Source organism: Pseudomonas sp. NY15181 (assembly GCF_048068055.1).
Classification (GTDB): Bacteria; Pseudomonadota; Gammaproteobacteria; order Pseudomonadales; family Pseudomonadaceae; genus Pseudomonas.
Genome location: NZ_JBLUPT010000003.1, coordinates 590,886 through 613,837 on the forward strand (window position 1 = coordinate 590,886; position 22,952 = coordinate 613,837).

At 66.3% G+C, this 22,952-nt stretch carries 26 protein-coding genes; 10 read left to right on the forward strand and 16 right to left on the reverse strand.

Annotated elements, in window-relative coordinates; all coding sequences use genetic code 11:
* Positions 1-72 precede the first annotated feature (72 nt).
* Complete coding sequence (locus ACNFBT_RS11525) at positions 73-1,275, reverse strand: GGDEF domain-containing protein (RefSeq protein WP_416749354.1); 1,203 nt, start codon at positions 1,273-1,275, stop codon at positions 73-75.
* A 218-nt stretch (positions 1,276-1,493) separates the two neighbouring features.
* Between ACNFBT_RS11525 and ACNFBT_RS11530 the strand changes: the two genes are divergently transcribed.
* Entirely contained in the window at positions 1,494-2,222 is a 729-nt protein-coding gene (locus ACNFBT_RS11530; RefSeq protein WP_416749356.1) for a lipoate--protein ligase family protein, read from the forward strand.
* 58 nt (positions 2,223-2,280) lie between these two features.
* A complete protein-coding gene (locus ACNFBT_RS11535; protein ID WP_416749358.1) occupies positions 2,281-4,095 on the forward strand; it encodes a monovalent cation:proton antiporter-2 (CPA2) family protein in 1,815 nt (604 codons plus the stop codon).
* Between the two features lie 198 nt (positions 4,096-4,293).
* Here ACNFBT_RS11535 and ACNFBT_RS11540 read toward each other — a convergent pair whose 3' ends face one another.
* From ACNFBT_RS11540 to ACNFBT_RS11555, 4 genes are all read right to left on the reverse strand, one after another.
* Positions 4,294-4,527: a hypothetical protein gene (locus ACNFBT_RS11540; protein WP_416749359.1), complete on the reverse strand. Its 234-nt coding sequence runs from the start codon at positions 4,525-4,527 to the stop codon at positions 4,294-4,296.
* Between the two features lie 235 nt (positions 4,528-4,762).
* On the reverse strand, positions 4,763-5,449 hold the full coding sequence (locus ACNFBT_RS11545) for an RNA pseudouridine synthase (protein WP_416749361.1): 687 nt from the start codon (positions 5,447-5,449) through the stop codon (positions 4,763-4,765).
* Between the two features lie 239 nt (positions 5,450-5,688).
* Positions 5,689-6,789 (reverse strand): AI-2E family transporter, encoded by a 1,101-nt coding sequence (locus ACNFBT_RS11550; protein WP_416749363.1) that lies wholly within the window; start codon positions 6,787-6,789, stop codon positions 5,689-5,691.
* 167 nt (positions 6,790-6,956) lie between these two features.
* Entirely contained in the window at positions 6,957-7,157 is a 201-nt protein-coding gene (locus ACNFBT_RS11555) for a hypothetical protein (protein WP_416749365.1), read from the reverse strand.
* A gap of 152 nt (positions 7,158-7,309) precedes the next feature.
* On the opposite strand from ACNFBT_RS11555, the gene ACNFBT_RS11560 reads away from it, so the two are divergent.
* Together ACNFBT_RS11560 and ACNFBT_RS11565 are read left to right on the forward strand one after the other, a co-directional pair.
* Positions 7,310-9,082 (forward strand): ABC transporter transmembrane domain-containing protein, encoded by a 1,773-nt coding sequence (locus tag ACNFBT_RS11560; protein WP_416749367.1) that lies wholly within the window; start codon positions 7,310-7,312, stop codon positions 9,080-9,082.
* Positions 9,083-9,322: 240 nt separating this feature from the next.
* Entirely contained in the window at positions 9,323-10,159 is an 837-nt protein-coding gene (locus tag ACNFBT_RS11565; protein WP_416749369.1) for a S1 RNA-binding domain-containing protein, read from the forward strand.
* Here ACNFBT_RS11565 and ACNFBT_RS11570 read toward each other — a convergent pair whose 3' ends face one another.
* The 3 genes from ACNFBT_RS11570 to ACNFBT_RS11580 form a co-directional block, all read right to left on the reverse strand.
* Positions 10,160-10,993, reverse strand: a complete 834-nt coding sequence (locus ACNFBT_RS11570) for an FkbM family methyltransferase (RefSeq protein WP_416749371.1) — start codon at positions 10,991-10,993, stop codon at positions 10,160-10,162.
* A gap of 76 nt (positions 10,994-11,069) precedes the next feature.
* On the reverse strand, positions 11,070-11,483 hold the full coding sequence (locus tag ACNFBT_RS11575; RefSeq protein WP_416749373.1) for a DUF5064 family protein: 414 nt from the start codon (positions 11,481-11,483) through the stop codon (positions 11,070-11,072).
* Positions 11,484-11,684: 201 nt separating this feature from the next.
* Positions 11,685-12,239 carry a magnesium transporter gene (locus ACNFBT_RS11580; protein WP_416749375.1) on the reverse strand — a complete coding sequence of 185 codons (555 nt, stop codon included), beginning with the start codon at positions 12,237-12,239 and terminating at the stop codon, positions 11,685-11,687.
* A gap of 218 nt (positions 12,240-12,457) precedes the next feature.
* On the opposite strand from ACNFBT_RS11580, the gene def reads away from it, so the two are divergent.
* Positions 12,458-12,997 (forward strand): peptide deformylase, encoded by a 540-nt coding sequence (gene def, locus ACNFBT_RS11585; protein WP_416749377.1) that lies wholly within the window; start codon positions 12,458-12,460, stop codon positions 12,995-12,997.
* A 178-nt stretch (positions 12,998-13,175) separates the two neighbouring features.
* Here def and ACNFBT_RS11590 read toward each other — a convergent pair whose 3' ends face one another.
* The 3 genes from ACNFBT_RS11590 to ACNFBT_RS11600 form a co-directional block, all read right to left on the reverse strand.
* Complete coding sequence (locus ACNFBT_RS11590; protein WP_256676115.1) at positions 13,176-13,304, reverse strand: hypothetical protein; 129 nt, start codon at positions 13,302-13,304, stop codon at positions 13,176-13,178.
* Positions 13,305-13,385: 81 nt separating this feature from the next.
* Positions 13,386-13,574, reverse strand: a complete 189-nt coding sequence (locus ACNFBT_RS11595) for a hypothetical protein (protein WP_416749379.1) — start codon at positions 13,572-13,574, stop codon at positions 13,386-13,388.
* 11 nt (positions 13,575-13,585) lie between these two features.
* Positions 13,586-14,032 carry a hypothetical protein gene (locus ACNFBT_RS11600; protein ID WP_416749381.1) on the reverse strand — a complete coding sequence of 149 codons (447 nt, stop codon included), beginning with the start codon at positions 14,030-14,032 and terminating at the stop codon, positions 13,586-13,588.
* 221 nt (positions 14,033-14,253) lie between these two features.
* Here ACNFBT_RS11600 and ACNFBT_RS11605 point away from each other — a divergent pair, with 221 nt between their 5' ends.
* Together ACNFBT_RS11605 and ACNFBT_RS11610 are read left to right on the forward strand one after the other, a co-directional pair.
* Positions 14,254-14,688, forward strand: a complete 435-nt coding sequence (locus ACNFBT_RS11605; RefSeq protein WP_416749383.1) for a PGDYG domain-containing protein — start codon at positions 14,254-14,256, stop codon at positions 14,686-14,688.
* 295 nt (positions 14,689-14,983) lie between these two features.
* Positions 14,984-15,889, forward strand: a complete 906-nt coding sequence (locus ACNFBT_RS11610) for a YihY/virulence factor BrkB family protein (RefSeq protein WP_416749385.1) — start codon at positions 14,984-14,986, stop codon at positions 15,887-15,889.
* On the opposite strand, the gene ACNFBT_RS11615 is transcribed toward ACNFBT_RS11610, so the two are convergent.
* From ACNFBT_RS11615 to ACNFBT_RS11625, 3 genes are all read right to left on the reverse strand, one after another.
* On the reverse strand, positions 15,886-16,437 hold the full coding sequence (locus ACNFBT_RS11615) for a hypothetical protein (protein ID WP_416749387.1): 552 nt from the start codon (positions 16,435-16,437) through the stop codon (positions 15,886-15,888). The two genes, ACNFBT_RS11610 and ACNFBT_RS11615, sit on opposite strands and share 4 nt — an antisense overlap.
* Positions 16,438-16,530: 93 nt before the next feature.
* Positions 16,531-17,655: a PilT/PilU family type 4a pilus ATPase gene (locus tag ACNFBT_RS11620; RefSeq protein WP_416749389.1), complete on the reverse strand. Its 1,125-nt coding sequence runs from the start codon at positions 17,653-17,655 to the stop codon at positions 16,531-16,533.
* A 229-nt stretch (positions 17,656-17,884) separates the two neighbouring features.
* Positions 17,885-19,645, reverse strand: a complete 1,761-nt coding sequence (locus tag ACNFBT_RS11625) for an ATP-binding protein (RefSeq protein ID WP_416749390.1) — start codon at positions 19,643-19,645, stop codon at positions 17,885-17,887.
* 25 nt (positions 19,646-19,670) lie between these two features.
* Here ACNFBT_RS11625 and ACNFBT_RS11630 point away from each other — a divergent pair, with 25 nt between their 5' ends.
* Together ACNFBT_RS11630 and ACNFBT_RS11635 are read left to right on the forward strand one after the other, a co-directional pair.
* The gene (locus ACNFBT_RS11630) at positions 19,671-20,327 is read left to right on the forward strand and encodes a response regulator (RefSeq protein WP_416749392.1); all 657 of its coding nucleotides are present in this window, start codon (positions 19,671-19,673) and stop codon (positions 20,325-20,327) included.
* A gap of 212 nt (positions 20,328-20,539) precedes the next feature.
* Positions 20,540-21,172 (forward strand): LysE family translocator, encoded by a 633-nt coding sequence (locus tag ACNFBT_RS11635; protein ID WP_416749394.1) that lies wholly within the window; start codon positions 20,540-20,542, stop codon positions 21,170-21,172.
* Positions 21,173-21,218: 46 nt separating this feature from the next.
* Here the strand turns inward: ACNFBT_RS11635 and ACNFBT_RS11640 are convergent, their stop codons facing one another.
* Together ACNFBT_RS11640 and ACNFBT_RS11645 are read right to left on the reverse strand one after the other, a co-directional pair.
* Positions 21,219-21,500, reverse strand: coding sequence for a peptidylprolyl isomerase (locus tag ACNFBT_RS11640; RefSeq protein ID WP_152222096.1), 282 nt, complete (start codon positions 21,498-21,500; stop codon positions 21,219-21,221).
* Between the two features lie 390 nt (positions 21,501-21,890).
* Positions 21,891-22,481, reverse strand: coding sequence for an NAD(P)H-dependent oxidoreductase (locus tag ACNFBT_RS11645; protein ID WP_416749396.1), 591 nt, complete (start codon positions 22,479-22,481; stop codon positions 21,891-21,893).
* Positions 22,482-22,650: 169 nt separating this feature from the next.
* Between ACNFBT_RS11645 and ACNFBT_RS11650 the strand changes: the two genes are divergently transcribed.
* Positions 22,651-22,950, forward strand: a complete 300-nt coding sequence (locus tag ACNFBT_RS11650; protein WP_416749398.1) for a putative quinol monooxygenase — start codon at positions 22,651-22,653, stop codon at positions 22,948-22,950.
* Positions 22,951-22,952 lie beyond the last annotated feature (2 nt).

The window sequence follows — 22,952 nt, forward strand, 5'->3', positions numbered from 1 at the left end:
GCCGATATCGCCGGTTTATCCTGTCCGCGAGCAAGCGCGCTTCTGCATTCGTTGGCGTTCGCACCACGCCCGTCAATCAAACGTCCCCATCTGCGCCCCCACCTCGATCACTTCCACCCGGTTGCGCCCGCTGGCCTTCGCCCGGTACAGCGCCTTGTCCGCCGCCGCGTAAAGCAATTCATAGGTGCCGGGTACGCCGGCATCCAGGCTGGCGATGCCGAAACTGGCAGTCAGGTAGAGCAGGCCGTCCTTCATCGGCAGCGGGGTTTCCTCCAGCAGCTTGCGGACCTTCTCGGCGATGCTGCGCGCCTGCGCCTGGCCGGTGTCGGGCAACAGCAGCAGGAACTCCTCCCCACCCAGTCGCGCCACGCTGTCGCCGTTGCGGGTGTAGTTGCGCAGCAGGTTGGCGGCATGGCGGATCACTTCGTCGCCCAGCGGGTGGCCGTAGCGGTCGTTGATGAACTTGAAATGATCCAGGTCCACCATCAGCAGGCTGACCGGCGCCGGCTGCCGGGACACCCGTGACAGCTCCATGGTCACCAGCTGGTCGAACTGCCGCCGGTTGAACAGCCCGGTCAACGGATCATGCCCGGCGAGGTATTCCAGCTGGCGGTTCTTTTCTTCCAGCTCCAGCCGCTGCTGGCGGAGGAACAGGCGCTGGCGCAGGTTGCGGATGTGGCCATGCCAGAGGATCAGCGACAGGATCAGGCCGATGCCGCAGATGGTCAGCCCACCCATCTGGTTGGACAGGCGCAGCTCCGGGGTGGCCTGGGTCAGCGCCATCGTCACCTCGAAGAGGCCGAGGGCGAATATGTAGAGCGTGATGGCATGGGTGGGGCGCATCAGGATGATCAGGGCGGCGCCCACGGAGCTCATCAGGAAGGGCGTGATGCTGCTGGTGACCTGCTGGTCCGCGCCGGTGATGGCGATGCCGAAGCCGAGCAGGGTGGTGCTGGCCAGCAGGCTCAGGAGCTTCATGTACCACAGTGGCGCCTCGCGCTTGGCACGCGAGGCGAGCCAGGCGAGCAGGCCCAGGGTGCTGAACAGGATGGCGATGGTGGTGTGGATGCGGATGATGTCGAGGCGCCAGCCGTCGTGCTCCGGGCTGGAACCCTGCAGGTTGAGCCAGAACACCAGGATGTGGATGAGATCGAAAACCACGGCGAAGGCCGCGGCGAAATACAGCCGTCGCAGGTTTTCCCGGGCAACCGGCAGCGCCATCGCGTCGTTGACAGCGATGGAGTGCTGCAGCTGCTGGAGCCATGTCCTGGACACGATTTCCGCCCCTCCCTGGCCCGTCAGGGCAGTTGGAGCATAGACAGCAGTGATGGCACTGTCATGGCAGGGCGAAACGAAGTGCTCAGGTTGTTCACTGGCGCACACTGAAGCTACCTTCGAAAAGTCGCTATGGCCGCAACTACCCGTCTCTGATCATTGTCGGATTCGCCTGCTGCGGGCATAGTCCGCCCCCCTGGATGCTGAAGGAATCGGTCATGAACAGAGTGCAACGCCTGCCGGTGGAAGACGGCCTGGATGCCGAGCGGGCCCTGCTGGACGATGCCTTCCATGGCGGCCGGGACAGTGGGCTACTGTTCTGGCGCCCGCTCCAGCAGGCGCTGGTGATGCCACGCCGGCTCAGCCGGCTGGAAGGTTTCGCTATGGCGGAGCAGGCCTGCGCCGGCCTGGGCTGGCCCATCGCGCTGCGTGACACCGGCGGCGAGCCGGTGCCGCAATCGCCGGCCGTGCTCAACGTCGCCCTGGTCTACGCGATTCCGACCACGGACAACGAACAGACGCGCATCGAAACCGCCTATCAGCGCCTGTGCCAGCCACTGTGCGACTGGCTTGCCGCCCTGGGCCTGGACCCAGGATTGGGCGAAGTGGAAGGCGCCTTCTGCGATGGCCGCTACAACGTCAACCTGACCGGGCGAAAACTGGTCGGCACCGCGCAGCGCTGGCGCCGCCGGCCGAGCGACGGGCGCTACGTGGTGCTCGCCCACGGCGCCATCCTGATGGAAAACCAGCGTGAGCCGATGGTCGAGGTGGTCAACGCCTTCTACCAGCATTGCGGGCTCGATGCGCGTTGCCGCGCCGCCAGCCATGTGGCGCTGGACGAGCGTCACGTACAGCCCTGGGAGCAGGTGGAGGCGCTGGCCGGACATTTCCGGCGGCACCTGCTGGCCGAGGGCGTGGCCCTCGATAGCGGATTTGAAAACGCCTGATTTGAACGACGTGGGTGGATCTTCGCTTCGCCCCAACCCTTCCAAGGAGTCTTGATACATGGAACATGGGACGAATTACCTGCAGTCGGCAGTGGTCTTCCTGCTCGCTGCGGTCTTCATGGTGCCGCTGGCCAAGCGCATGCAGCTGGGGGCCGTGCTCGGCTACCTGCTGGCGGGCGTGTTCATCGGCCCCTCGCTGCTGGGGCTGATCGACAACCCGGAAAGCGTCGCCAGCCTGTCCGAGCTGGGTGTGGTACTGCTGCTGTTCATCATCGGCCTGGAGCTTTCGCCCAAGCGCCTGTGGGTGATGCGCAAGCAGGTGTTCGGCGTAGGCCTGGCCCAGGTGCTGCTCACCGCGCTGGCACTCGGCAGCCTCGGCGTGCTGGCGTTCGACCTGCCGGTGAACGCCGCGGTGGTGATCGGTGGCGGCCTGGCCCTGTCGTCCACCGCCTTCGGCCTGCAGATCCTCGCCGAGCGCAAGGAGCTGAACAGCCCCTATGGCCGCCTGGCCTTCGCCATCCTGCTGTTCCAGGACATCGCCGCCATCCCGCTGATCGCCATGATTCCGCTGCTGGGGGCGCGTGCCGATTCGGCGGCGGCCGGCGGCGACCTGGCCCACGTCATGGAAGTGGTCGGCAGCATCGCCGTGGTGGTGATCGGCGGGCGCTTCCTGCTGCGTCCGGTGTTCCGCTCGGTGGCCCGTACCGGCCAGGCCGACCTGTCCACCGCCACCGCGCTGCTGGTGGTGGTGGGCACCGCCTGGCTGATGGAAGAGGCCGGCGTGTCCATGGGCCTGGGCGCCTTCCTTGCCGGCCTGCTGCTGGCGGACTCGGAGTACCGTCACGAGCTGGAAGCGCAGATCGAGCCGTTCAAGGGACTGCTGCTGGGCTTGTTCTTCATCAGCGTCGGCATGAGCGCCGACCTCAGCCTGTTCCAGAGCGAGCCGCTTCGGGTGATCGGCCTGACGCTGCTGCTGGTGGGTATCAAGTTGCCGCTGTTGTTCATCATCGGCCGTCTTGCCGGTGGCCTGGACAAGGTCTCGGCGTTGCGCCTGGGCGTACTGCTGGGGGCCGGCGGCGAGTTCGCCTTCGTGGTGTTCAAGCTGGCGCGGGCCCAGGGCCTGATGGATGCCGACCTGCATGCGCTGCTGGTGCTGGGCATCACCCTGTCGATGGCGATGACGCCGCTGCTGGTGCTGGCCCTGGCGCGCAGCATCAAGCCCAAGCCGGCCACCCTGCGCGAGCCGCCGCCGGAGTACCGCCAACTGCCCGACGACGCACCCCGCGTGGTAATCGCCGGCATGGGCCGGATGGGCCAGGTGGTCGCCCGTATCATGCGCGCCCAGGGCGTGCCCTTCGTGGCGCTGGACACCTCGGTGGACACCATCGAACTGACCCGCAGCTACGGCAACATCCCGATCTTCTACGGTGACCCGCTGCGCCCGGAAATCCTCCGCGCTGCGCAGGTGGAGAAGGCCGAATTCTTCGTGGTGGCTACCGACGATCCGCAGACCAACATCGAGACTGCGCGGCTGGTGCGCAAGCTCTACCCGCACATGAAGATCATCGGCCGGGCGCGCAACCGCCAGCACGTCTACCACCTGCTCGACGCCGACGCCAACCCGGTGCGCGAGACCTTCCACTCCAGCCTGGAAATGAGCCGCCTGCTGCTTACCGGCCTTGGGCTGAACGAGGAACAGGTCGCCGCGCGCATCCGCCGCTTCAGGCGTCACGACGAAGCGGTGCTGATGGCCCAGTACCGCGTCTACGACGACGAGAAGGCGGTGATCCAGACCGCCCGCGAGGCGCGCAAGGAACTGGAAACGCTGTTCGAGGCGGACCACCTGGAAGACCAGGGCATCGGTCACCACTGAGGCGTGGCATTGCCCAGGTGAGGGGACTGACGGAGGCGCTCGGGTGGATGACTCGGAGCGCTTCTGGGCAGAGAGGAGGCTGAGGAAGTTCTGGAGCGGGGCGTAGGGTGATGGCCTGCGACGGCCAGCAGGGCAGTGCCTCCGAACGCGCGCTGGGCGCCCCGCTGGGGCGCTGCCGGCCTGGCGTCGAAGGCTGACTCAGGCCGCCTGCGCCAGCACCGGTTTGCGTTCTGCCGCCACGGCGCGCGGGTTGCGGACGACTGGCCGGCGACGTTCGGGAATGCTGATCGGCTGGCCCGGCGAGCGCAGGGTCAGCACCGCGACCACGCTGGCCAGCACGACGGTGGCCAGGACAACGCTGGCCAGGGCGACATAAAGCAGCAGCTCCACCAGGGAGCCAACCAGCAGCAGGAAGTCCAGTACGATTTGCATGATCCAATCCTCGTTCGAACCGTGGGCGAGTGTCGCGGGTTTCGGGTTCGCCCCTGCGGCCTGGAAGAGGAGGCCGGCGAATCGGGTTCCTGCGAGCTGATGGGAGGAAGATGCCGCCCAGGCCCGGCAAAGAGAACTGAAAGCGCCTGCTGTTCACTATCGACGCCATCGATAGCAGCGCAAGGCCTTGTGCCAGAGCGGCTCCCCGCGTTGCGCGGGGAGCCGGGAACGCCCCTTAGAAGCGTTCGCCCGGCTGCAGATAGCGCCAGTGGCCGACCGGCAGCTTGGCCATGGCCACGCCGCCCAGGCGGATGCGGCGGATCGATTCGACGCGCAACCCGGCCTCCCGGCACAGCTTGCCGATCAGCCCCGGACGCACCTGCTTGCCGGCGATGCGCAAGCGCTTCTCGCTCTGCCAACTGGCTTTCAGCGGCAGGCCCTGGGCCAGTTGCTTCAGGCCGTGGGCATCCAGTTCGCCGCTGACCTCGATCACGTACTCATGCTCGACTCGCGCGGCATCGTCCATCAGCTTGCGGATCACGCCGAAGTTCTGGGTGAACACCAGCAGGCCACTGGCGCCATCCTCGAGCGGGGTGGTCGGGCGCTGCTGGCGGAAGTGCTTGCGCAGCAGGCGCTGCGACGAGGGATCCTCACTCCAGCGCTGGTCCGCCCGCAGCAGCGCCACGGCATCCTCGACGCTGTAGCCGGCGGGCTTGTGCAGCAGCAGGGTGACCGGTGGCAGGGGCTCGGGCATGGCGCCGGGCAGCAGTTCGATGCGCTGGGCGTCGACCTTGAACTGCGGCTCTTCCACCACTGCGCCATCCACTGTCACCCAGCCGCCTTCGATGTACAGCTCGGCTTCGCGGCGCGAGCAGGACAGCAGCTCGGCGAGGCGCTTGGACAGGCGGATGGGTTCGGACATGACGGGAGACCGGGGCAGGAAAAGGGGCACCATTGTAACCGCAAGCCGCCGGAATGATCCGGTCAGACCTACCGACGGACGGGAGCGAAAGAAGGGACGGACAACCCACGCCAACGGCTGCGGGCCTCGTCAGCCTTGGGGACCTTGAGTCAGTAGGCGTTGCCGGTCGGCGGAATCGAGGGGAGTGGGCATTCCAGGGCGGAGCGACGCCCGTGGCCTGCGCCACGGGCGAGGGTGTTTCAGGACGACGGATTGGCGGGCGGCTCCGCCAGGGTTTCGCGTTCACGCACCCAGGACATGAACAGCTCGTAGCCCAGGGCCAGGACCACCGGGCCGACGAACAGGCCGATGATGCCGTTGCTGAGCATGCCGCCCAGGGCGCCGATCAGGATCACGGCCATCGGCACCTTGGCGCCGCGGCCGAACAGCAGTGGCTTGAGCACGTTGTCGCTGAGGCCGCCGATGACGGTCCAGACGGTGAACAGGATGCTCACCAGCAGCGAGTCGCCGGTCATGAACACATAGATGATCGCCGGCAGGGTGATCAGCACGACCGGCAGCTGGGTGATGCCCAGCAGCAGTACGCCCAGGGACAGCAGGCCGGCGCCGGGGATGCCCATGACGATGAAGCCGAGGCCGAGGATCATCGTCTGGATGAACGCCACGCCCACCACGCCCTGGGCCACCGCGCGGATGGTCCCGGTGCACAGCTCGGCCAGACCGGGGCCACGCTCCGGGCCGGAGATGCGGATGGCGATGTCGCAGGCGGTGCGGCTGCCCAGCTTGCCGTAGGCCATGATGACGCCGGCGATGACGAAGGCGGCGAGGAACTGCATCAGCCCCATGCCGACGCCTGCCGCCTGGCCGGCGATCTTCTTCGCCACGCCCTGCAGGTGCGGGGCCAGTTGCTGTGCTACGCCCATGAAGTCGGTGGCGACGCGATTCCAGAACGGATAGACGTACTGTCCGATCACCGGCCATTTCTGCACCGCATCCGGCGGCAGCGGAATGTGCAGGGTGCGGTTCTGGATCGCCTGCACCAGGTCGCGCACGGACTCGGCCATGGACAGGCCGATCACCACCACCGGCACCAGCAGGATCACCAGGCCCAGCACCACGATCAGCGTCGCCGCGCTGTTCGGTCGTTCCCCCAGGACGCGGCTGAACATCTGGTGCAGCGGGTAGAGGGTGATGGCGAGGATCACCGACCACAGCATCAGGTCGAGGAAGGGATGGAAGATCCTGAAGCAGAAGAGGGCCAGCAGCAGAATCAGACCGGCGCGTATGAGCACATCCAGCAGATTGCGGGACAGCAGCTTTTCCGGGGGAGGGGGCAACATCGAGGGGCTCCTTGCAACGGTGGCCGGGGCGGCCAGGTCCTGACTATTGGCGGACTCTGCCCGAGAGCAAGGTGTTGAGGCAATAAAAGAAGTCGGAAATTACGAGGGGTGTGCGCAACAGCAAAACGGGCAGCCTGCCGGAGCCGGCAGGCTTGCCGAAAGGGGGGTTACTTCTTGCCGAGGCTGATGTGGCGGCTCGGTGCGCCGTAGTTCTGACCGGTGACGCCCTTGGCGATCTGCTGGATCTCGCCGCCGGAGTTCAGGAAGGCGGCAATCTGGGCTTCCAGAGCTTCGCTGGTAGCGGTCGCGGCGGGGGCCTTGGGTGCGGATTTCTGGCGGGTGGAGGGCTTGGAGGTCATGTCTGCCATACCTGTCTGCGCAAATTGGCCGCCCATTGTACACGAAATGAGCATCCTTCGGGGCGGTAATGGCATGAATGGTTCCATGCCGTGCCAGCCGTCGCCTGCGTGGCGCCCAGGGTGCTACGCTCGTGGGCCCTGATGCGTGCATCGAGACGCCCATGCCCCTGCTGTCGTCCCGCCAGCGCAACGCCCTGCGCCTGGCCCGTTCGTTCCTCGCCCCGTATCGCTGGCGTGCCCTGGGGGCGCTGGTCGCCCTGCTGTTCACCGCGGCGATCACCCTGTCGCTGGGCCAGGGCATCCGCATGCTGGTGGACCAGGGTTTCGTCACCCAGTCCGAGCCGTTGCTCAACCGCGCCATTGGAATTTTCTTCGTCCTGGTGGCGGGGCTCGCGGTGGGCACCTTCGTGCGTTTCTACCTGGTGTCGTGGATCGGCGAGCGCTTCGTCGCCGATATCCGCCGGCGGGTGTTCGACCACTTGATCGAGCTGCATCCGGGCTTCTACGAGAACAACCGTGCCTCGGAAATCCAGTCGCGCCTGACCGCCGATACCACGCTGCTGCAGACGGTGATCGGCTCGTCGCTGTCGATGGCCCTGCGCAACACGCTGATGCTGATCGGCGGCGTGGCGCTGATGTTCATCACCAACGCCAAGCTGACCAGTATCGTGGTCGCATCGCTGCCGCTGGTGATCGCGCCGATCCTGCTGTTCGGCCGCCGGGTGCGCAGCCTGTCGCGGCAGAGCCAGGACCGCGTCGCCGATGTCGGCAGCTACGTCGGCGAGACCCTGGGGCAGATCAAGACGGTGCAGGCCTACAACCACCAGGCGCAGGATCGCCAGCGCTTCGGCGTCACCGTCGAGCAGGCCTTCGATACCGCGCGGCGGCGCATCATGCAGCGCTCCTGGCTGGTCAGCGTGGTCATCCTGCTGGTATTGGGCGCGGTGGGCGTGATGCTCTGGGTCGGCGGCATGGATGTGATCGCCGGGCGGATCACCGCCGGCGAGCTGGCCGCCTTCGTGTTCTACAGCCTGATCGTCGGCATGGCCTTTGGCACCCTGAGCGAGGTGATCGGCGAGCTGCAGCGTGCCGCAGGCGCGGCCGAGCGCATCGCCGAGCTGCTGCGTGCGCGCAGTGATATCCACACGCCGGGCGGCGACGTGCTGCAACTGCCAGCGCGCGTCAGCGGCAGCCTCTCGCTGGAAGGGGTGCGCTTCGCCTATCCGGCGCGGCCGCAGCAGTGGGCCATCGATGGCATCGACCTGCGCGTCGAGGCGGGGGAGACCCTGGCGCTGGTCGGGCCTTCCGGCGCCGGCAAGTCCACGCTGTTCGACCTGCTGCTGCGTTTCTACGACCCGCAGCAGGGGCGTATCCGCATCGACGGCCAACCCATCGCACAGCTCGACCCCGCTGATCTGCGCCGCAGTTTCGCCCTGGTGTCGCAGAACCCGGCGCTGTTCTTCGGCAGCGTGGAGGAGAACATCCGCTACGGCCGGCCCGACGCTACCGACGCCGAGGTTGAAGCCGCGGCTCGCGCCGCCCATGCGCACGAATTCATCCTTCGCCTGCCGCAGGGCTACCGCACCCATCTGGGCGAGAGCGGCCAGGGGCTTTCCGGCGGCCAGCGCCAGCGGTTGGCGATTGCCCGCGCGCTGCTGGTGGATGCGCCGATCCTGCTGCTGGATGAGGCCACCAGCGCGCTCGACGCGGAAAGCGAACACCTGATCCAGCAAGCCCTGCCGGGGCTGATGAGCGGCCGCACCACGCTGGTGATCGCGCACCGCCTGGCCACGGTGCTGAACGCTGACCGCATCGCGGTGATCGACCACGGCCGGCTGGTGGCGCTGGGTCGGCATGCCGAACTGGTGACCAGCAGCCCGCTGTATGCGCGGCTGGCCGAGCTACAGTTCGGTCAGGCGGAGAACCTGGCGTAGGGCGTAATACGTCGAACGTTGCACGCCCTACGCTCCTGTAGGAGCGAGCTTGCTCGCGAACCGCACGGCACCGAACCCGATCGCGGACGGAGTCCGCTCCTACGAAAAGCGGCAGGCACGACGCAAATTCCCGCGTAGGAGCGGACTCTGTCCGCGATGCTCCTACCCATCTGGAAACCGGCGGCAGCCAATGTGCGCCAATGCGCGTAGAATGCCCGCCCCGTTCACGAGGTAAGCGTCATGGCAGTCATAGGTCGGTTCAATTCGTTGCAGGTGGCCAAGCACACCGATTTCGGTCTCTACCTGGATGGGGAGAGCCACGGCGAAATCCTGCTGCCCAAGCGCTACGTGCCGAAGAACGAACCCACCGAGGTGGGCGACTGGCTCAACGTGTTCATCTACCTGGACAGCGAAGACCGCCTGATCGCCACCACCCAGAAGCCCAAGGTGCAGGTCGGCGGCTTCGCCAGCCTCAAGGTGGTGGAGGTCAACCGCGTCGGCCTGTTCCTCGACTGGGGCCTGCCCAAGGACCTGCTGCTGCCGCATTCGGAAGAGAAGCGCCCGCTGCAGGTCGGCGACTACTGCGTGGTCTACGTCTACCTCGACGAGCGCACCCGCCGCATCACCGCCACCGCCCGCCTGGACCGCTACCTGGACAACGTCCCGGCCAACTACAAGGTCGGTCAGCAGGTCGATCTGCTCGTCGTCGAGCGCACCGACCTCGGCTACAAGGCAATCATCGACGGCAAGCACTGGGGACTGATCCACAAGAACGAGGTCTTCAAGTTCATGCGCAATGGCCTGCGCGAGACCGGCTACATCAAGGAAATGCGCGCCGACGGCAAGATCAGCCTGAGCCTGCAGCCGGCTGGCGCGGGGCTCTCCGACGCCTTGAGCGAGCAGATCCTCACCGCCCTGCGCGAGGCCGGCGGCAAGCTCGCCCTCAGCGACAAGAGCCCGCCGGAGCTGATCGCGCAGCAGTTCGGCGTCAGCAAGGGCAACTTCAAGAAGGCCATCGGCGGCCTGTACAAGCAGGGGTTGATCGTCATCCATGACGATCGCATCGAACTTGGCTGATCAGCGTCCGGCGAACTTGGCGAGGGTGCCGGCCAGTTTCCAGCGGCGGCTCCCGCGTAGCATGGCTAGTTCGCGCTCGGCCCGTTCGGCTCGCTGGAGGGCTTCCTCCAACTGCTGCGACAGCGCATCGCCGTATGGCTGATCGCGCATCAGGAAGTGGCTTCGGGTGACCTTGAAACCATCGAGGATGTTCGGTGGCATGCTCAGTGGAACTGCAAGCCCCGCATGCTCCTGGGCGACGTAGAAACGGTTGATCGCATCGAACTGGACAAACAGGTAGCCGGCATCAAGCAGCAACTGCTCCCACTCGGGGATCCGGTTGAAGGGAGACTCCAGCAGGACGATCCAGGGACGCCAGCGCTGGAAGTCCATCCCTTCCAGCACCTGCATTTCGAAGCCCTCCACATCAATCTTGAGGAAGTGCAGCGGGCGATCCTCCGCCAGGTGCTCGGCACAGATGTCGGCCAGGCGCCGGACCGGAACCTGGTAGGGGACGACCTGCATACCGGCGCGGCGATTCTGCTCGGCAACGGCGGTATCGAGAGTCGAAAGGCCGGTATCGGCGACTTCGTGCAGGGTCAGAACCTCTGCCTGGGCACCCACCGCCATGCACAGGTTGATGTCTTCAGGGCGTTCGGCGACCAAGGCCTGATAGTAGGCTGCGACTGGCTCGATGTTGATGCCGCGCCAGCCCAGTTCGTACAGGGCGCGGGTGACAGAGTCGTGGGTGGGATGGTTGGCGCCTACATCGATGTAGTAGCCAGGCTCGAACAGCTGCAGTGAACGCCAGAGGGTGAGATCTTCGAAGTTCTGCGCATAAGAGATGAAAGCCATCCGTGTTTCTCGTCGTTCTTGCTGTTATTGGATTGATCAGGCGAGTTTCGCAGCCATCGTCGTCGATGGCAATTGCTCAGCCTCGCTTGCCAACCAGTGACTGGGTCACCGCGCAACGCGGTTGCACCGGCGCCAGTGACGCCATGCGCTGCAGGTCCACCGGCCTGCCGGATTCGGCGCGGAGCTGGCGGCGCAGGTCGTCGAAGACCTGATCGTGCTCCTTGCGAAAACGCACCACCGGCCCCTGGCACAGGCGCAGGCCGTGGCGGCGCAGCAGGCGGGTAGCGCTGCTGGCGAAGTTGAAGGCGATGTCGCCGGGCAGATCGAAGTCATCCTTGAACGGCTGGCCGTCGATCTCGCCTTCCAGTTGGAATTTCACCCGCGCATCGCGGCTGGCCGGGTTCTCCACCTGGTAGTTCAGGCGGATGAGGTACTGCTGGCGGTCGATGCCCGGGCGGGACTGAATGATGACCTGGGCGGGTTGGGTCATGGGGTCCTCCTGACGAAAGCTGGCGTCGCGGGCCGTGTGAAAGCCACGGCCTGACGGGACGCTCGATACGCTTGGTTTCGAGTACCTAGTTTCGAGCTTGACGGCGCTTGTCGGTCTGATGTGCATCAAGGAGGGCCGATTCCGGTCGCAGGACGCCGCTCCGCGGCGCGCGGGCGGCGCGGAACGGGAGGCGCCCGCACGTCACATCATGTGACGGAAGCGGTTCCAGGCGTGCTCGACGGATACCAGCCAGGAAGGCATGGCCGAGCCGAAGCCGGCGATCTCCAGGCGTGGGTGATGGCGCACCACCATGTCCAGCAGGGGCTCCTGCTCGGGTTTCACGTCGACGAAGAACACATGCTGGCCAGCGTGCAGGCTGGGCTCGAAGCGACGCGCGTCGCCGCTGGGACGCTGCAGGCCGACGAAGCTGCCTTCCCACAGGCTGAAGCCCAGCAGCACCGCGGCGAGGAACAGCACCGGAATCCAGCCCGCGGCGGTCTGCGTCCAGCCGCTCAGATAGCCCACCAGCAGCACCAACACCGCCAGTGCGGCGCCGATCAGCAGGCCGATTTTGCCCCAGTGCACCACGTCCCGCCTCATCATCGATGGCACCTGATGCAACCGATGGTCCTTCAACTCGGCATCCTGGTCGCTCAGCACGTGCATTTGCTCCATGCTGATGCCGCTTTGCGCCAGTTCCTGTTCGACGGTATCCAGGTCGTCCAGGTTGTCGCTGATGTAGTAATGCCTGTTCATGACGAACCTCCGTCCCCAACCGGTCATCCCCCTGGGTTTGACATCGATTTGCCGTGATTTCCGGCAGATCGCCGCCATTTGCTGAATTTCGTCAGGTTTTAGTCTAGCACCGGCGGGGTGTTCTCCGTGGCGCGGGAGCCCAGTGGTCACGCGGCTTGCACGATGCCCGCGCATGGTCGAGGATGCCGCTTTCCAGACAGGCCAGGGGCGAGAGCGAGATGATCCGCGAGATTCTCAAGATGGGTGACGAGCGCCTGCTGCGCGTGGCGCCGCCGGTGCCCGCGTCGATGTTCGGCAGCGCCGAGCTGCAGACGCTGATCGACGACATGTTCGAGACCATGCACCAGGTGGGCGGCGTTGGCCTGGCCGCGCCGCAGATCGGCGTGGACCTGCAGCTGGTGATCTTCGGTTTCGAGCGCAGCGAGCGCTACCCGGACGCCCCGGCGGTGCCGCCGACCATCCTGCTCAACCCGGTGATCACGCCGCTCGGGGATACGCTGGAGGAGGGCTGGGAGGGTTGCCTGTCGGTGCCTGGGCTGCGCGGCGCGGTGAACCGCTACCGGTCCATCCGCTACCAGGGCGTGGACCCCCAGGGGCAGCCGATCGACCGCAGCGTCGAGGGCTTCCATGCCCGCGTGGTGCAGCACGAGTGCGATCACCTGATCGGCCGGTTGTATCCATCGCGGATCACCGATTTCAGCAAGTTCGGCTTTACCGAGGTGCTGTTCCCGGGGCTCGACCCGAAGGTGGATGACTGACTCCGGGGGAGCGCCATTTGTAGGAGCGAGCTTGCTCGCGAACCCGCTTGACGCCAGCGCTGCCGGAAATTCCGTTCGCGAGCAAGCTCGCTCCTGGAGGCGGGGCGCATCGGGCGGGGTGGGATTCGATAAGCGGATAGCCTCTCCCAAGGCTATCCGCGTGACGAGGGGCGAGCCCTCAGGATGGTTGTTGCGGGGTGCCCAGCAAGGTCTTGCCGGACTTCTTCTGCCGCTTGGCCATGCGCTTTTCGTGTGCGGTTTTCAGTGGCTTCTTCTTGCTTTGCTTCTTCGCGTCGAGACCTTTCATGGCTTGTCCTCCGACGGGACGCCCTCGATCCGAGAGCGGACAGCTACAGCATAGCCTTCGGATGGCGTGCCGCTTCACCGTTCAGCCGGCGGCGAGGCGTTCCAGCTCGCGGCGTACCATTGCGGCGTAGTGGGGCGGAGTCAGGCGATACAGCTCGGTGGCCACCCAGGGCAGCCAGCGCGCGCCCATGGCCTCGCGCTCGGCCAGCAGGCGCCGGGCTTCGGCCTCGGCGCGCTGGGCGTGTTCCTGATGGTAGTCGGCACGGCTCATGGGGCGGGAGTTCAGCTCTTGGCGCAATTCAGGGTCTGCGGGTCGATGGTGATGCTGGCCAGCGGCTTGCCGTCGCTGCCGGTGTATTCGTGGGTAACGCCCAGGTGGTGTTCGCGGAAGCGCTGCAACAGCTCGGTCTGCTGGCAGGTGGTGCTCTCCAGCTGCGTCTTCAGGCCGTTCTCGAACTTGGCCCGGGCGCCCAGGTCCATCTGGTCCATGCGCAGGCTGGAAATCGCGTAGCGGTAATACAGCATCTTCTTCGCCGGGTCGAGCTGCACGCTGTTGAGGGTGGTGACCTTGTCCACCTGGTGCGGCAGGTTGGTGCGGGTGACCTGGTCGAAGTAGTCCACCGAGTCCTTGAGGAACTTGGCTTCGTCGGCGGCCTCGTCGGCCTGTACGGCAAGGCTGGTGAGCAGCAGGAGGGGCAGGGCGAGGCGGGGGATCAGACGAGTCGGCATGCGGTATTCCTGTACGGCGATAGGAGTGGGGCGCGAAGGCGCCAGGGAGTTTATAGGCCATGACGCGGCGTTCTGCCCGTCGCCGCCGGCGGCCCTGCGCGAGGTCCGGGGCCCGCTCGCGGTGCCTGTTCTTTCCGGTTACTCTTGCGGGCCGCAGGAGCCGGGCGTTGGCCCGGTTTCATCCTTCACGCATTTCCGGAGGCGGGCTCGCTGCCGTTGCCATGCTCGAACTGACTCAACTCGATCTCTCCACCGATTCCGCCGCGCAACGCGTGGTCAAGGATGAAACCGTCACCGTCGAATTCGCCGCAGCGCCCGGCGAGTTGATGAGTCTCGAAGGACCGAACCGTTACGCACCCGGCGATGCGATCATCAGCGGCGCTACGGGCGAGCGGTGGGTCGTCTCCCGCGAGCGTTTCGATCCGAAATACCAGCCCGCCGACGCGACGCTCGCGCACGGCGAGCCCGGCGCCTATCGGAACCGCCCGACGGTGGTGCTCGCCAGGCGCATGGACGAGCCGTTCACCATCGTGCGTTCGGCAGGCGGCGACCGTCTCACCGGCGCGGCCGGCGACTGGGTCATGCAGTACGCGCCCGGCGATTACGGTGTGGTCAAGGCGGCGCGTTTCGCGAAGGTCTACCGGCTGGCCGATTGAGCCTTTCCGCGCGCATCGCCCGCGAGCAAGGACACACAACGCAGCGTTCGCGCCGGGTTCGGCGGCGCGCTTGCTGCCTTCGCCGCGCTTCCCATACGCCCGGTGGCGCAACGCGGGGAAGCGCGTTCACGGGCCGATACCCGCGACCCCGTCTGGCATCGAAGGGCACCCAGCGGCTATGGTCTGTCCTGGCGGGCGCTCTGCGCCGCGCTTGTCATTGCAACTTTGCCCGCGCCGCGCAGGTCCACCCTGCAATCATCGATCGGCCGGGCGGCCAGCAGAAGGACGGAGCGGGATGCTATTCATGGACATGCGGGGGCTCAGCCTTGGGCCGTGGAAACTGATCAGCCTGACGGTGAAGGAGTTTCTCGACGACGAGATGCCCACCTATGCTGCTGCGCTGGCCTACCAGGGGCTGTTCTCGCTGTTTCCCTTCCTGCTGTTCCTCATCGCCCTGCTGGGCTTCCTGCACCTGCCGGAGTTTTTTGACTGGCTGCGCGGCCAGGCGGACTACGTATTGCCGGCGCAGGCGCTGGAACAGGTCAACCCAGTCATCGACCAGTTGCAGCAGCGCCAGGGTGGCCTGCTGTCCATCGGTATCATCGTCGCGCTGTGGTCGTCCTCGGCGGCGGTGCGCTCGCTGATGACCGCGCTGAATGCGGCCTACGACGTGCGCGAGGCGCGCCCGGCGTGGAAGCGCGTCCCGCTGTCGGTGCTCTACACCTTCGGCATCGTCGGCATGCTGCTGGTCATCGCCGCGCTGATGATCCTCGGCCCGCAGGTCATGGGTTGGATCGCCGCACGGGTGGGGCTGGAGGACTACGTGGTGCTGCTCTGGAGCGTGCTGCGCTGGCCGGTCATCGTCGTGCTGATGATGATGGCGGTGGCGGTGATCTACTACGTCACGCCCAACGTGAAGCAGAAGTTCCGCCTCATCACCCCCGGCTCGGTGCTCGCGGTGGTGCTGTGGATCTCCGCGTCCCTGGGCTTTGGTTTCTACGTGAAGAACTTCGCCGACTACAACGCCATGTATGGCAGCGTCGGCGCCATCATCGTCCTGCTGTTGTACTTCTACATTTCCTCGGCTGTACTGCTGCTGGGCGCGGAGCTCAATGCGGTGATCGAGCACCATCTGCCCCACGGCCAGAACCCCGGCGATCGGACCTTCGAACAGGCGGCTCCGCTGCCGGACGAGAGCTAGCGGCGGACTTGCTGGCTGGCGAGGACGGGCGGTGCGGCCAGCAAGTTGTTGACCATCGCCAGGGACTGCTCGAACGAGGGGTAGCCGCTGCGGGCAACGTCCAGGCCCGAGTAGGCCCGCTGGTAGCGCAGGGCCTTGCCCGGATTGGCCTTGTCCACCAGGTAGGGTTCGGACCAGACCTTGTACAGCAGCGCCACGGCGTAGGGCTGACCGGCGTCGGCGGCGTGCTCCAGCAGCGGCAGCACTTCGTTCACCTGCGGGCCCTCCTTGATCTTCAGCAGTGCCTTGTAAAAGCTCACCTCGCCGCGCTCATCAAACGGCTGGGCGCGATCGAGCAGGGCGCCTGCCAGTTCGTAATTCTCCAGGTCGCCGGAGGCGATCAGCAGCTTGGCCTGCAGCATGTCGTTCCGGTAGAGCAGGCGCTCGACGTGGCAGCGCTGCCCGCTCATGGGAGCATCGCAAGGCGCGGTGGTTGCGGTGGAGCAGCCGGCGACCAGCGCTGGCAGAAACAGGATGGTCAGAAGCCAAGACGGATGTTGCGAGCCCATGCAGATCCCCCGGGGCGATGCTGGTATGCGAACAAGTGGGCAACAGCATAGCCGCTAGGGGAGGCGATGGAATTCGCCGTGGCGCCGGTTTTGTCAGGCGCCAAACACCGAGCCCATGCTGTCGTCGTCCATCCCGCGCTCCAGCTTGATCTTCAGCGCCAGGTCCGTGCGCGAGTCGGCGAACTTCAGTGCGTCGGTGACGCTGATGCGGCCGTCCTCCACCAGTTTGTAGAGGCTCTGGTCGAAGCTCTGCATGCCGCTTTCCAGGGCGCGCTCCACCGCGCCCTTGAGTTCGGGCAGCTCGTCGCGCTGGATGATGCCGCGGATGTGCGGCGTGCCCAGCATCAGCTCCACCGCAACCGCGCGGCGCTGGCGCGTGCCGGGGACCAGGCGCTGGCCGACCAGTGCCAGCAGGTTCTGCGACAGGTCGGCGAGCACCTGCGGGCGGGCTTCATCGGGGAAGAAGCGGGTGATGCGCTCGATGGCATGGCGGCAGCTGGTGCCGTGCAGGGTGGCCACGCACAGGTGGCCGGTTTCGGCGTAGTGCAGGGCGTTCTGCATGGTCGGCGCATCGCGGATTTCGCCGAGCATGATCACGTCCGGCGCCTCGCGCAGCACATTGCGCAGGGCATCGGCGTAGCTGTGGGTGTCCAGGCCGACCTCGCGCTGGTCGATGATCGATTTCTGGTGCGTGTGGAGGAATTCGATCGGGTCCTCGATGCAGACGATGTGCCCGGAGCGGTGGCGGTTGCGGAAGTCCAGCATGCTCGCCAGGGTGGTGGACTTGCCCGAGCCGGCCGCGCCGACCACCAGGATCAGCCCGCGGTCCTGCATCGCCAGCTTGTCGAGCACCGGCGGCAGGCCGAGGCTCGCCACGTCCGGGATCACCTGCTTGATCAGCCGCACCACCATCGCCACCTCGCCGCGCTGGTAGTAGATGTTGGCGCGGAAGCGGCCGAGCTCCGGCACGCTGATGGCCAGGTTCATCTCCAGGTCGCGTTCGAACTCCGTCACCTGCTCGGGCGTCATCAGCTGCCACGCCAGGATCTTCACTTCGCCATTGGCCAGCACGCGCTCGCCGACCGGCCGGCTGTGCCCCTCGATCTTGATGTGCGGCGGCGCGCCGACGCTGAAGAACATGTCGGAGCCGGCGTTCTGTGGCAGTTGGCTCAGGTAGGTGAAGACCTCGGGGAGGTCGGCGGTGCTGGCATTGCTCATGGGAACGTCCTTCATGCGGCAGTCGGCCCTGCGGGAAGGGCGCGTCTGTATTCAGACTAGCCGGGATGCAGGTTGTAGGGCGCGAGCGTAGGAAAGGTACGAGGAGCGCGTTTTGACCCACCGCAGGGGTGACGCTTGAGGGGGCAGTCGCAGAGCCGGCGGTAAACGGATCGACAGGCTCGATCAGTAAGGTGACGGGTGGTTCCCGCTGAGAGCAGTTGCGTCGGCCCTAGGCAATTTCCGACTGCTGCCGGCAGGCGTTGATCGCTTCGCGCAGCTGCTCGGTATCCAGCGGCTTGTACAGCAGGCGATAGCCGTGGGCGGTCGCCTCGCGAAGGCGCTCCGGCGAAGTGTCTCCGGTGACGATCAGCGCCGGCACCTGGCGCGACAGGTAACTGCGGATGCGCCGGATCGCCTCCTCGCCGGTCTGGCCTTCGCCCAGCCGGTAGTCGGTGAGGATCAGGTGGACAGGCGCCGGGCCGCGATGGCTGGCCTCGATGTGCCGTTGGCAGGCCTGCAGCGCCGTGGTGCCCGGATAGACCCGATGGCCCCAGACTTCCAGCAGGTTGCCCAGGGCGTGCAGCACGTCGCGCTCGTCGTCCACCACCATGATCCCCAGGGCTTCGGTGCCGAGCCCGTCGGGCACTGGATCGGCGGTTGGGCAGGGGGCTTGGGCTTGCACCAGGGGCAGGCGAACGGCGAACAGCGAACCGCGTCCGGGCTGCGATTGCAGGCGCATGCCATGGCCGAGCAGGCGGGCGGTGTGGCGGACGATCGCCAGCCCCAGTCCGAGGCCTTGCTTGCGGTCGCGCTCGGCATTGTGCAACTGGACGAACTCCTCAAAGACCATCTCCTGCTGGCTGGGGTGGATGCCGATGCCGGTGTCCAGCACCTGGATCTCTACTTCCTGGCCGTGGCGGCGGCAGCCCAGCAGCACACCACCGCTTCGGGTGTAGCGGAAGGCGTTGGCCAGCAGGTTGTCCAGCAGTCGCTTGAGCAGCACCGGGTCGCTGTCCACCCACAGCCGGCTGCCGCACACCCGCCAGCGCAGGCTGTGCTCGGCGGCGGTGCCGGCGAACTCCACCTGCAGGTCGGTGAACAGCCGTTGCAGGGCGATGGGCTCGCGGGCCAGTGGCACCACGCCGGCGTCGAGGCGGGAGATGTCCAGCAAGCCGTTGAGCAGGCTGCCCAGGTTGCCGAGCATGGCGCGCAGGCGCGTGGCGATATCCCGCGCCTGGACGGCGTTCACCGGCCCGCGTTCGGCCAGGGAGGCGAGGGCGCCGACGAACAGGCCCAGGGCGTGGATCGGCTGGCGCAGGTCATGGCTGGCGGCAGCGAGGAAGCGGGTCTTGGCGTGGTCGGCGGCCTGGGCGCGGTCGCGCTGCTCGCGCAGGTCCTGTACCAGCTCCGAGTTTTCCTGGCGCAGGCGAACGGTTTCGCACAGGCTGCGGTAGGTCACCCGGCTGTAGTAGAGATTCACCCCGGCCAGACAGGCGATGAAGAAACTGTAGGTAGCGAACTGCTCCCCAGGGTGGCTCAGGCACAGCAACAGCAGTGGCAGGAGCATGGCGGCGAGCGAGCCGACGTAGGCCGGCGGATAGGCCGACAGCGACGGCACCGCGCCGCACACCAGGCCCGTCAGCACGATGCAGGTGAAGGCGAACAGTTGCGGGTCGCCATGGGCGAAACCCGCCCAGCCGATCCAGCCCCACAGCAGGCTGCTGGCCCACGACAGCACGGTGGCCGTCCAAGGCCAATACCTGCCCGGCGTGCCCGCGGGGGCTTGTCGGAAGTACGCTCGTGCCAGGACAATCCGCCCCAGCGTGAGCACGTAGAGCGCGGCCAACCAGACGCCCATCGCCGTCGGCGACAGGGCGGTCCGGAAGATGTACAGCACTGGCAGGGGTATCACCAGGTTGGCGAAAAGCACGGCATAGGACTGGCGGAACAACAGTTCGACCAGTTCGCGTTGCTGAAGGCGGCTGTGCATTTCGATGGCCTCAAGGAGACGAATGATGGAAGGGAAGCGCTTGCGGGTACTGATCGCCGACGACCACGGCATCGTGCGCGACGGGCTGCGCCTGCTGCTCTCGACCCTGGAACAGGTTGAAGTGGTCGGCGAGGCCGGCGATGGCATTCGCCTGCAAACGCTGCTGGCGGAGTGCCCGGCCGACCTGCTCCTGCTGGATTTGAACATGCCGGGGCTCAACCGCCTGCAGGTCATCCACGAACTGCGCCAGCGCCACCCGCGCCTGAAGATCCTGGTGCTCACCGCCAACACCGAGCTGGCCACCGTGCGCTCGGTGCTCGACGCCGGCGTGCAGGGCTACCTGAGCAAGGGCGAGGAAACCGGCGAGCTGCTCGAAGCGATCGACGCCCTGCGGGCCGGGCAGACCTACCTGGCGCGCAGCCTGCGCTTCATCCTCGACGGTCCCCATGTGCGCCCGCGTGACGAAGCCGATCTGCTGGCGGCGGTCCAGCTGACCCGGCGTGAACGGCAGATTCTCACCCTCGCGGCCCAGGGGCGCAGTGCGCGGGAGATCGCCGAGCACTTCAGCATCAGTCCGCTCACCGTGCGCAAGCACCGCGAGAACCTGATGCGCAAACTTGACCTGCACAGCCCCGCGGAACTCGCGGCCTACGCCGTGCGCCTGGGTGTTCCCAGCGCCTGAGCCTTGCCTGTGCGTGCCACGCGTGCGGGGGCGCATGTAGTCGATTCCCTCCAACCTGTAGGAACACAGCCTAACGCCGCCCCGGCGCGGAAAAAATACGGCAACTGCCGTATGTGCGTAGCCGGCCCGCGTCCCTAACCTTCCCGCCACTGGCTCGCCGCTCCCTTGTGAGGCGCCAGACCACTACTTGCGATCAAGGGAAGGATCAGATCATGCTGCTGTCTGCCTACTGGGCCTCGTTCGCCTTGGCGACGCTGGCCTTCGCCTGCATGCCAGGCCCCGCCATCCTCTACATGACCTCGCAGACTCTCGCCCACGGCCGCCGCTCCGGCCTGCATGCGGCGCTGGGCATCCACCTGGGCTGCTACCTGCACATCCTCGCCGCCAGTGCCGGGCTCGTCGCATTGCTGCACCATGCGCCCGCCCTGTACCTGGCGCTGAAGCTCGCCGGCGCGGCCTACCTGATCTGGCTGGGCGGCTCGATGATCCTTGGCCAGCGCCGACTGCTCGAAGGCGCGGAGGAGGCCGGCGAAACGCATCCCAAGGTGCTGCGCGACAGCATCGTGGTGGAGATGCTTAACCCCAAGACCGCGCTGTTCTTCCTGACCTTCCTGCCACAGTTCGTCGACCCCGCCGCCAGCCTGCCGGTTGGCCTGCAGTTCTTCATCCTCGGGGTGATCGTCAACCTGGTGTTCTCCACCGCCGACGTGCTCGCCGTGCTGTTCGCCTCGCTGCTGCTCGGCGTGCTGGGTGAAGGGCGCGGCAAACGCCTGATGCCGCGTGTGTGCGGCTCGATACTGGTAGGGCTGGGGGTAATGCTGGCGGCCCGGGGCGGACCGTTGTGAGGGGCGGCGCCGCGCCCATCGAGGGGCACGGCGCGGGCGGAGCGGATCAGTCTTCGCGGCTGGTCACTTCCACCAGGTGGTAGCCGAACTGGGTCTTCACCGGACCCTGCACGACGTTCAGCGGCGCGCTGAACACGACCTGGTCGAACTCACGGACCATCTGGCCCGGACGGAAGCTGCCCAGGTCGCCGCCGCTGCGGCCGGACGGGCAGGTGGAGTTGTCGCGGGCCACCTGGGCGAAATCGGCGCCGCCTTCGATGGCAGCTTTGAGTTCATTGCACTTGGCTTCGCTGGAAACCAGGATGTGGCGGGCGGATGCACGGGCCATGGGGTAACTCCTGAACAGGCAGTAGGAAAGGGCGAAGCCTAGCCGATTCGCGTGCGGAACCCAATGCCGGGCGTCCAGTGGCGAGGGGACATCCCGTAGGGCGTACAACCGTTCGCGGTTGTACGCCGATACACCAGGACTACCGGTTGGCAAATGGGTCGAGTTCGAAGCGCTGGGTGACAGGTGCCTGGCCAAAGTCCGTGCGGGCCGGAAAGCAAGGTCAAACGGCGTATAACGTCGAACGTTATACGCCTTACGGGCCTGCATCCTGACGAATCGTTGCCAGGCGAAGCTTCTCTTTTAGGAGCGAGCTTGCTCGCGAACCGCCCAGCACCGGAGCCGCCGGTGAATCCGTTCGCGAGCAAGCTCGCTCCTACAGGGTGCAATCCCTTACGCCTGGGCGCCGAACACCTCCGCCAGGTGCCGCTGGTAGCGCTCCACATCACCCGCGATGTCCGGACGCTTCATCACGTCCACGCAGAGGAAGGTCGGCAGCGCACTCATGCCCAGGAACTGGTTGGCCTTGTGGAAGGGGAAGTACACCGCGTCCGCGCCCTTGCCCTCGAAGAAGTCGGTCGGGTCGTCGAAGGCCTGCTGCGGCGCGTTCCAGGTGGCCGAGATCATGTACTGCTTGCCTTGCAGCAGGCCGCCGCTGCCGTACTTCTGCGAGGCATCGGAGCGGGTGCGGCCGTCGTTGGCGTAGAGGCTGCCGTGGCCGGCGGTGAACACCTCGTCCAGATACTGCTTCACGGTCCAGGGCGCGCCCATCCACCAGCCGGGTATCTGGTAGATCACCACGTCGGCCCAGAGGATCTTCTGCACTTCTTCGGCAATGTCGTAGCCGCCGTCGACGAAGGTTTCCTTCACGTCGAAGCCGGCACGGTCGAGGTGCGCGATTGCGGCTTCATGGAGGGTGGCGTTGTAACGGCCGTCGGAGTGGGCGAACTGCTTGCCGCCATTGATCAGCAGGATCCTTTTCATGGAAGGGACTCTCGAAATGACAAATTCTGGATGGCGGCAGGATATCGACGAGAGGGCGGCGGAAAACCCCGTTTCCAGACAAAAGATACGTGCGTGAAAATCACGAATTGTGAGCATTGATTTGCGTCAGGATGGGCAATCTTTCCCGCCCATCCCGGAACCAATCCCCATGTATGCCTTCATCCTCCAGGCTCGTACCCGCCCGGAAAAAGCCGACGCCTTCGAGAACCTGTTCCGCGCCTATCTCGCACCGAGTCGCGCCGAGGACGGCTGCCTCCAGTACCACATGCTGCGCGACGCCAATGACCCGACCCTGTTCACCTTCTTCGAGGTCTGGCAGAGCCGCGAGCACCTGGCCGTGCACACCGCCCTGCCGCACATGCGTGAGTTCCACGAACAGCGCATGGACTACCTGCGCGGCGATTTCGACATCCAGGAAGTCGAGGTGATGGCGCCTCTGGCGGGCTGATC

What these genes read in the sequence shown, in the direction of transcription:
- ACNFBT_RS11530 (WP_416749356.1), top strand. Translation starts at nt 1,494, where the DNA reads ATGAACAGAGTGCAACGCCTGCCGGTGGAAGACGGCCTGGATGCCGAG.
- ACNFBT_RS11535 (WP_416749358.1), top strand. Translation starts at nt 2,281, where the DNA reads ATGGAACATGGGACGAATTACCTGCAGTCGGCAGTGGTCTTCCTGCTC.
- ACNFBT_RS11540 (WP_416749359.1), bottom strand. Translation starts at nt 4,527, where the DNA reads ATGCAAATCGTACTGGACTTCCTGCTGCTGGTTGGCTCCCTGGTGGAG.
- ACNFBT_RS11545 (WP_416749361.1), bottom strand. Translation starts at nt 5,449, where the DNA reads ATGTCCGAACCCATCCGCCTGTCCAAGCGCCTCGCCGAGCTGCTGTCC.
- ACNFBT_RS11550 (WP_416749363.1), bottom strand. Translation starts at nt 6,789, where the DNA reads ATGTTGCCCCCTCCCCCGGAAAAGCTGCTGTCCCGCAATCTGCTGGAT.
- ACNFBT_RS11555 (WP_416749365.1), bottom strand. Translation starts at nt 7,157, where the DNA reads ATGGCAGACATGACCTCCAAGCCCTCCACCCGCCAGAAATCCGCACCC.
- ACNFBT_RS11560 (WP_416749367.1), top strand. Translation starts at nt 7,310, where the DNA reads ATGCCCCTGCTGTCGTCCCGCCAGCGCAACGCCCTGCGCCTGGCCCGT.
- ACNFBT_RS11565 (WP_416749369.1), top strand. Translation starts at nt 9,323, where the DNA reads ATGGCAGTCATAGGTCGGTTCAATTCGTTGCAGGTGGCCAAGCACACC.
- ACNFBT_RS11570 (WP_416749371.1), bottom strand. Translation starts at nt 10,993, where the DNA reads ATGGCTTTCATCTCTTATGCGCAGAACTTCGAAGATCTCACCCTCTGG.
- ACNFBT_RS11575 (WP_416749373.1), bottom strand. Translation starts at nt 11,483, where the DNA reads ATGACCCAACCCGCCCAGGTCATCATTCAGTCCCGCCCGGGCATCGAC.
- ACNFBT_RS11580 (WP_416749375.1), bottom strand. Translation starts at nt 12,239, where the DNA reads ATGAACAGGCATTACTACATCAGCGACAACCTGGACGACCTGGATACC.
- def (WP_416749377.1), top strand. Translation starts at nt 12,458, where the DNA reads ATGATCCGCGAGATTCTCAAGATGGGTGACGAGCGCCTGCTGCGCGTG.
- ACNFBT_RS11590 (WP_256676115.1), bottom strand. Translation starts at nt 13,304, where the DNA reads ATGAAAGGTCTCGACGCGAAGAAGCAAAGCAAGAAGAAGCCACTGAAA.
- ACNFBT_RS11595 (WP_416749379.1), bottom strand. Translation starts at nt 13,574, where the DNA reads ATGAGCCGTGCCGACTACCATCAGGAACACGCCCAGCGCGCCGAGGCC.
- ACNFBT_RS11600 (WP_416749381.1), bottom strand. Translation starts at nt 14,032, where the DNA reads ATGCCGACTCGTCTGATCCCCCGCCTCGCCCTGCCCCTCCTGCTGCTC.
- ACNFBT_RS11605 (WP_416749383.1), top strand. Translation starts at nt 14,254, where the DNA reads ATGCTCGAACTGACTCAACTCGATCTCTCCACCGATTCCGCCGCGCAA.
- ACNFBT_RS11610 (WP_416749385.1), top strand. Translation starts at nt 14,984, where the DNA reads ATGCTATTCATGGACATGCGGGGGCTCAGCCTTGGGCCGTGGAAACTG.
- ACNFBT_RS11615 (WP_416749387.1), bottom strand. Translation starts at nt 16,437, where the DNA reads ATGGGCTCGCAACATCCGTCTTGGCTTCTGACCATCCTGTTTCTGCCA.
- ACNFBT_RS11620 (WP_416749389.1), bottom strand. Translation starts at nt 17,655, where the DNA reads ATGAGCAATGCCAGCACCGCCGACCTCCCCGAGGTCTTCACCTACCTG.
- ACNFBT_RS11625 (WP_416749390.1), bottom strand. Translation starts at nt 19,645, where the DNA reads ATGCACAGCCGCCTTCAGCAACGCGAACTGGTCGAACTGTTGTTCCGC.
- ACNFBT_RS11630 (WP_416749392.1), top strand. Translation starts at nt 19,671, where the DNA reads ATGGAAGGGAAGCGCTTGCGGGTACTGATCGCCGACGACCACGGCATC.
- ACNFBT_RS11635 (WP_416749394.1), top strand. Translation starts at nt 20,540, where the DNA reads ATGCTGCTGTCTGCCTACTGGGCCTCGTTCGCCTTGGCGACGCTGGCC.
- ACNFBT_RS11640 (WP_152222096.1), bottom strand. Translation starts at nt 21,500, where the DNA reads ATGGCCCGTGCATCCGCCCGCCACATCCTGGTTTCCAGCGAAGCCAAG.
- ACNFBT_RS11645 (WP_416749396.1), bottom strand. Translation starts at nt 22,481, where the DNA reads ATGAAAAGGATCCTGCTGATCAATGGCGGCAAGCAGTTCGCCCACTCC.
- ACNFBT_RS11650 (WP_416749398.1), top strand. Translation starts at nt 22,651, where the DNA reads ATGTATGCCTTCATCCTCCAGGCTCGTACCCGCCCGGAAAAAGCCGAC.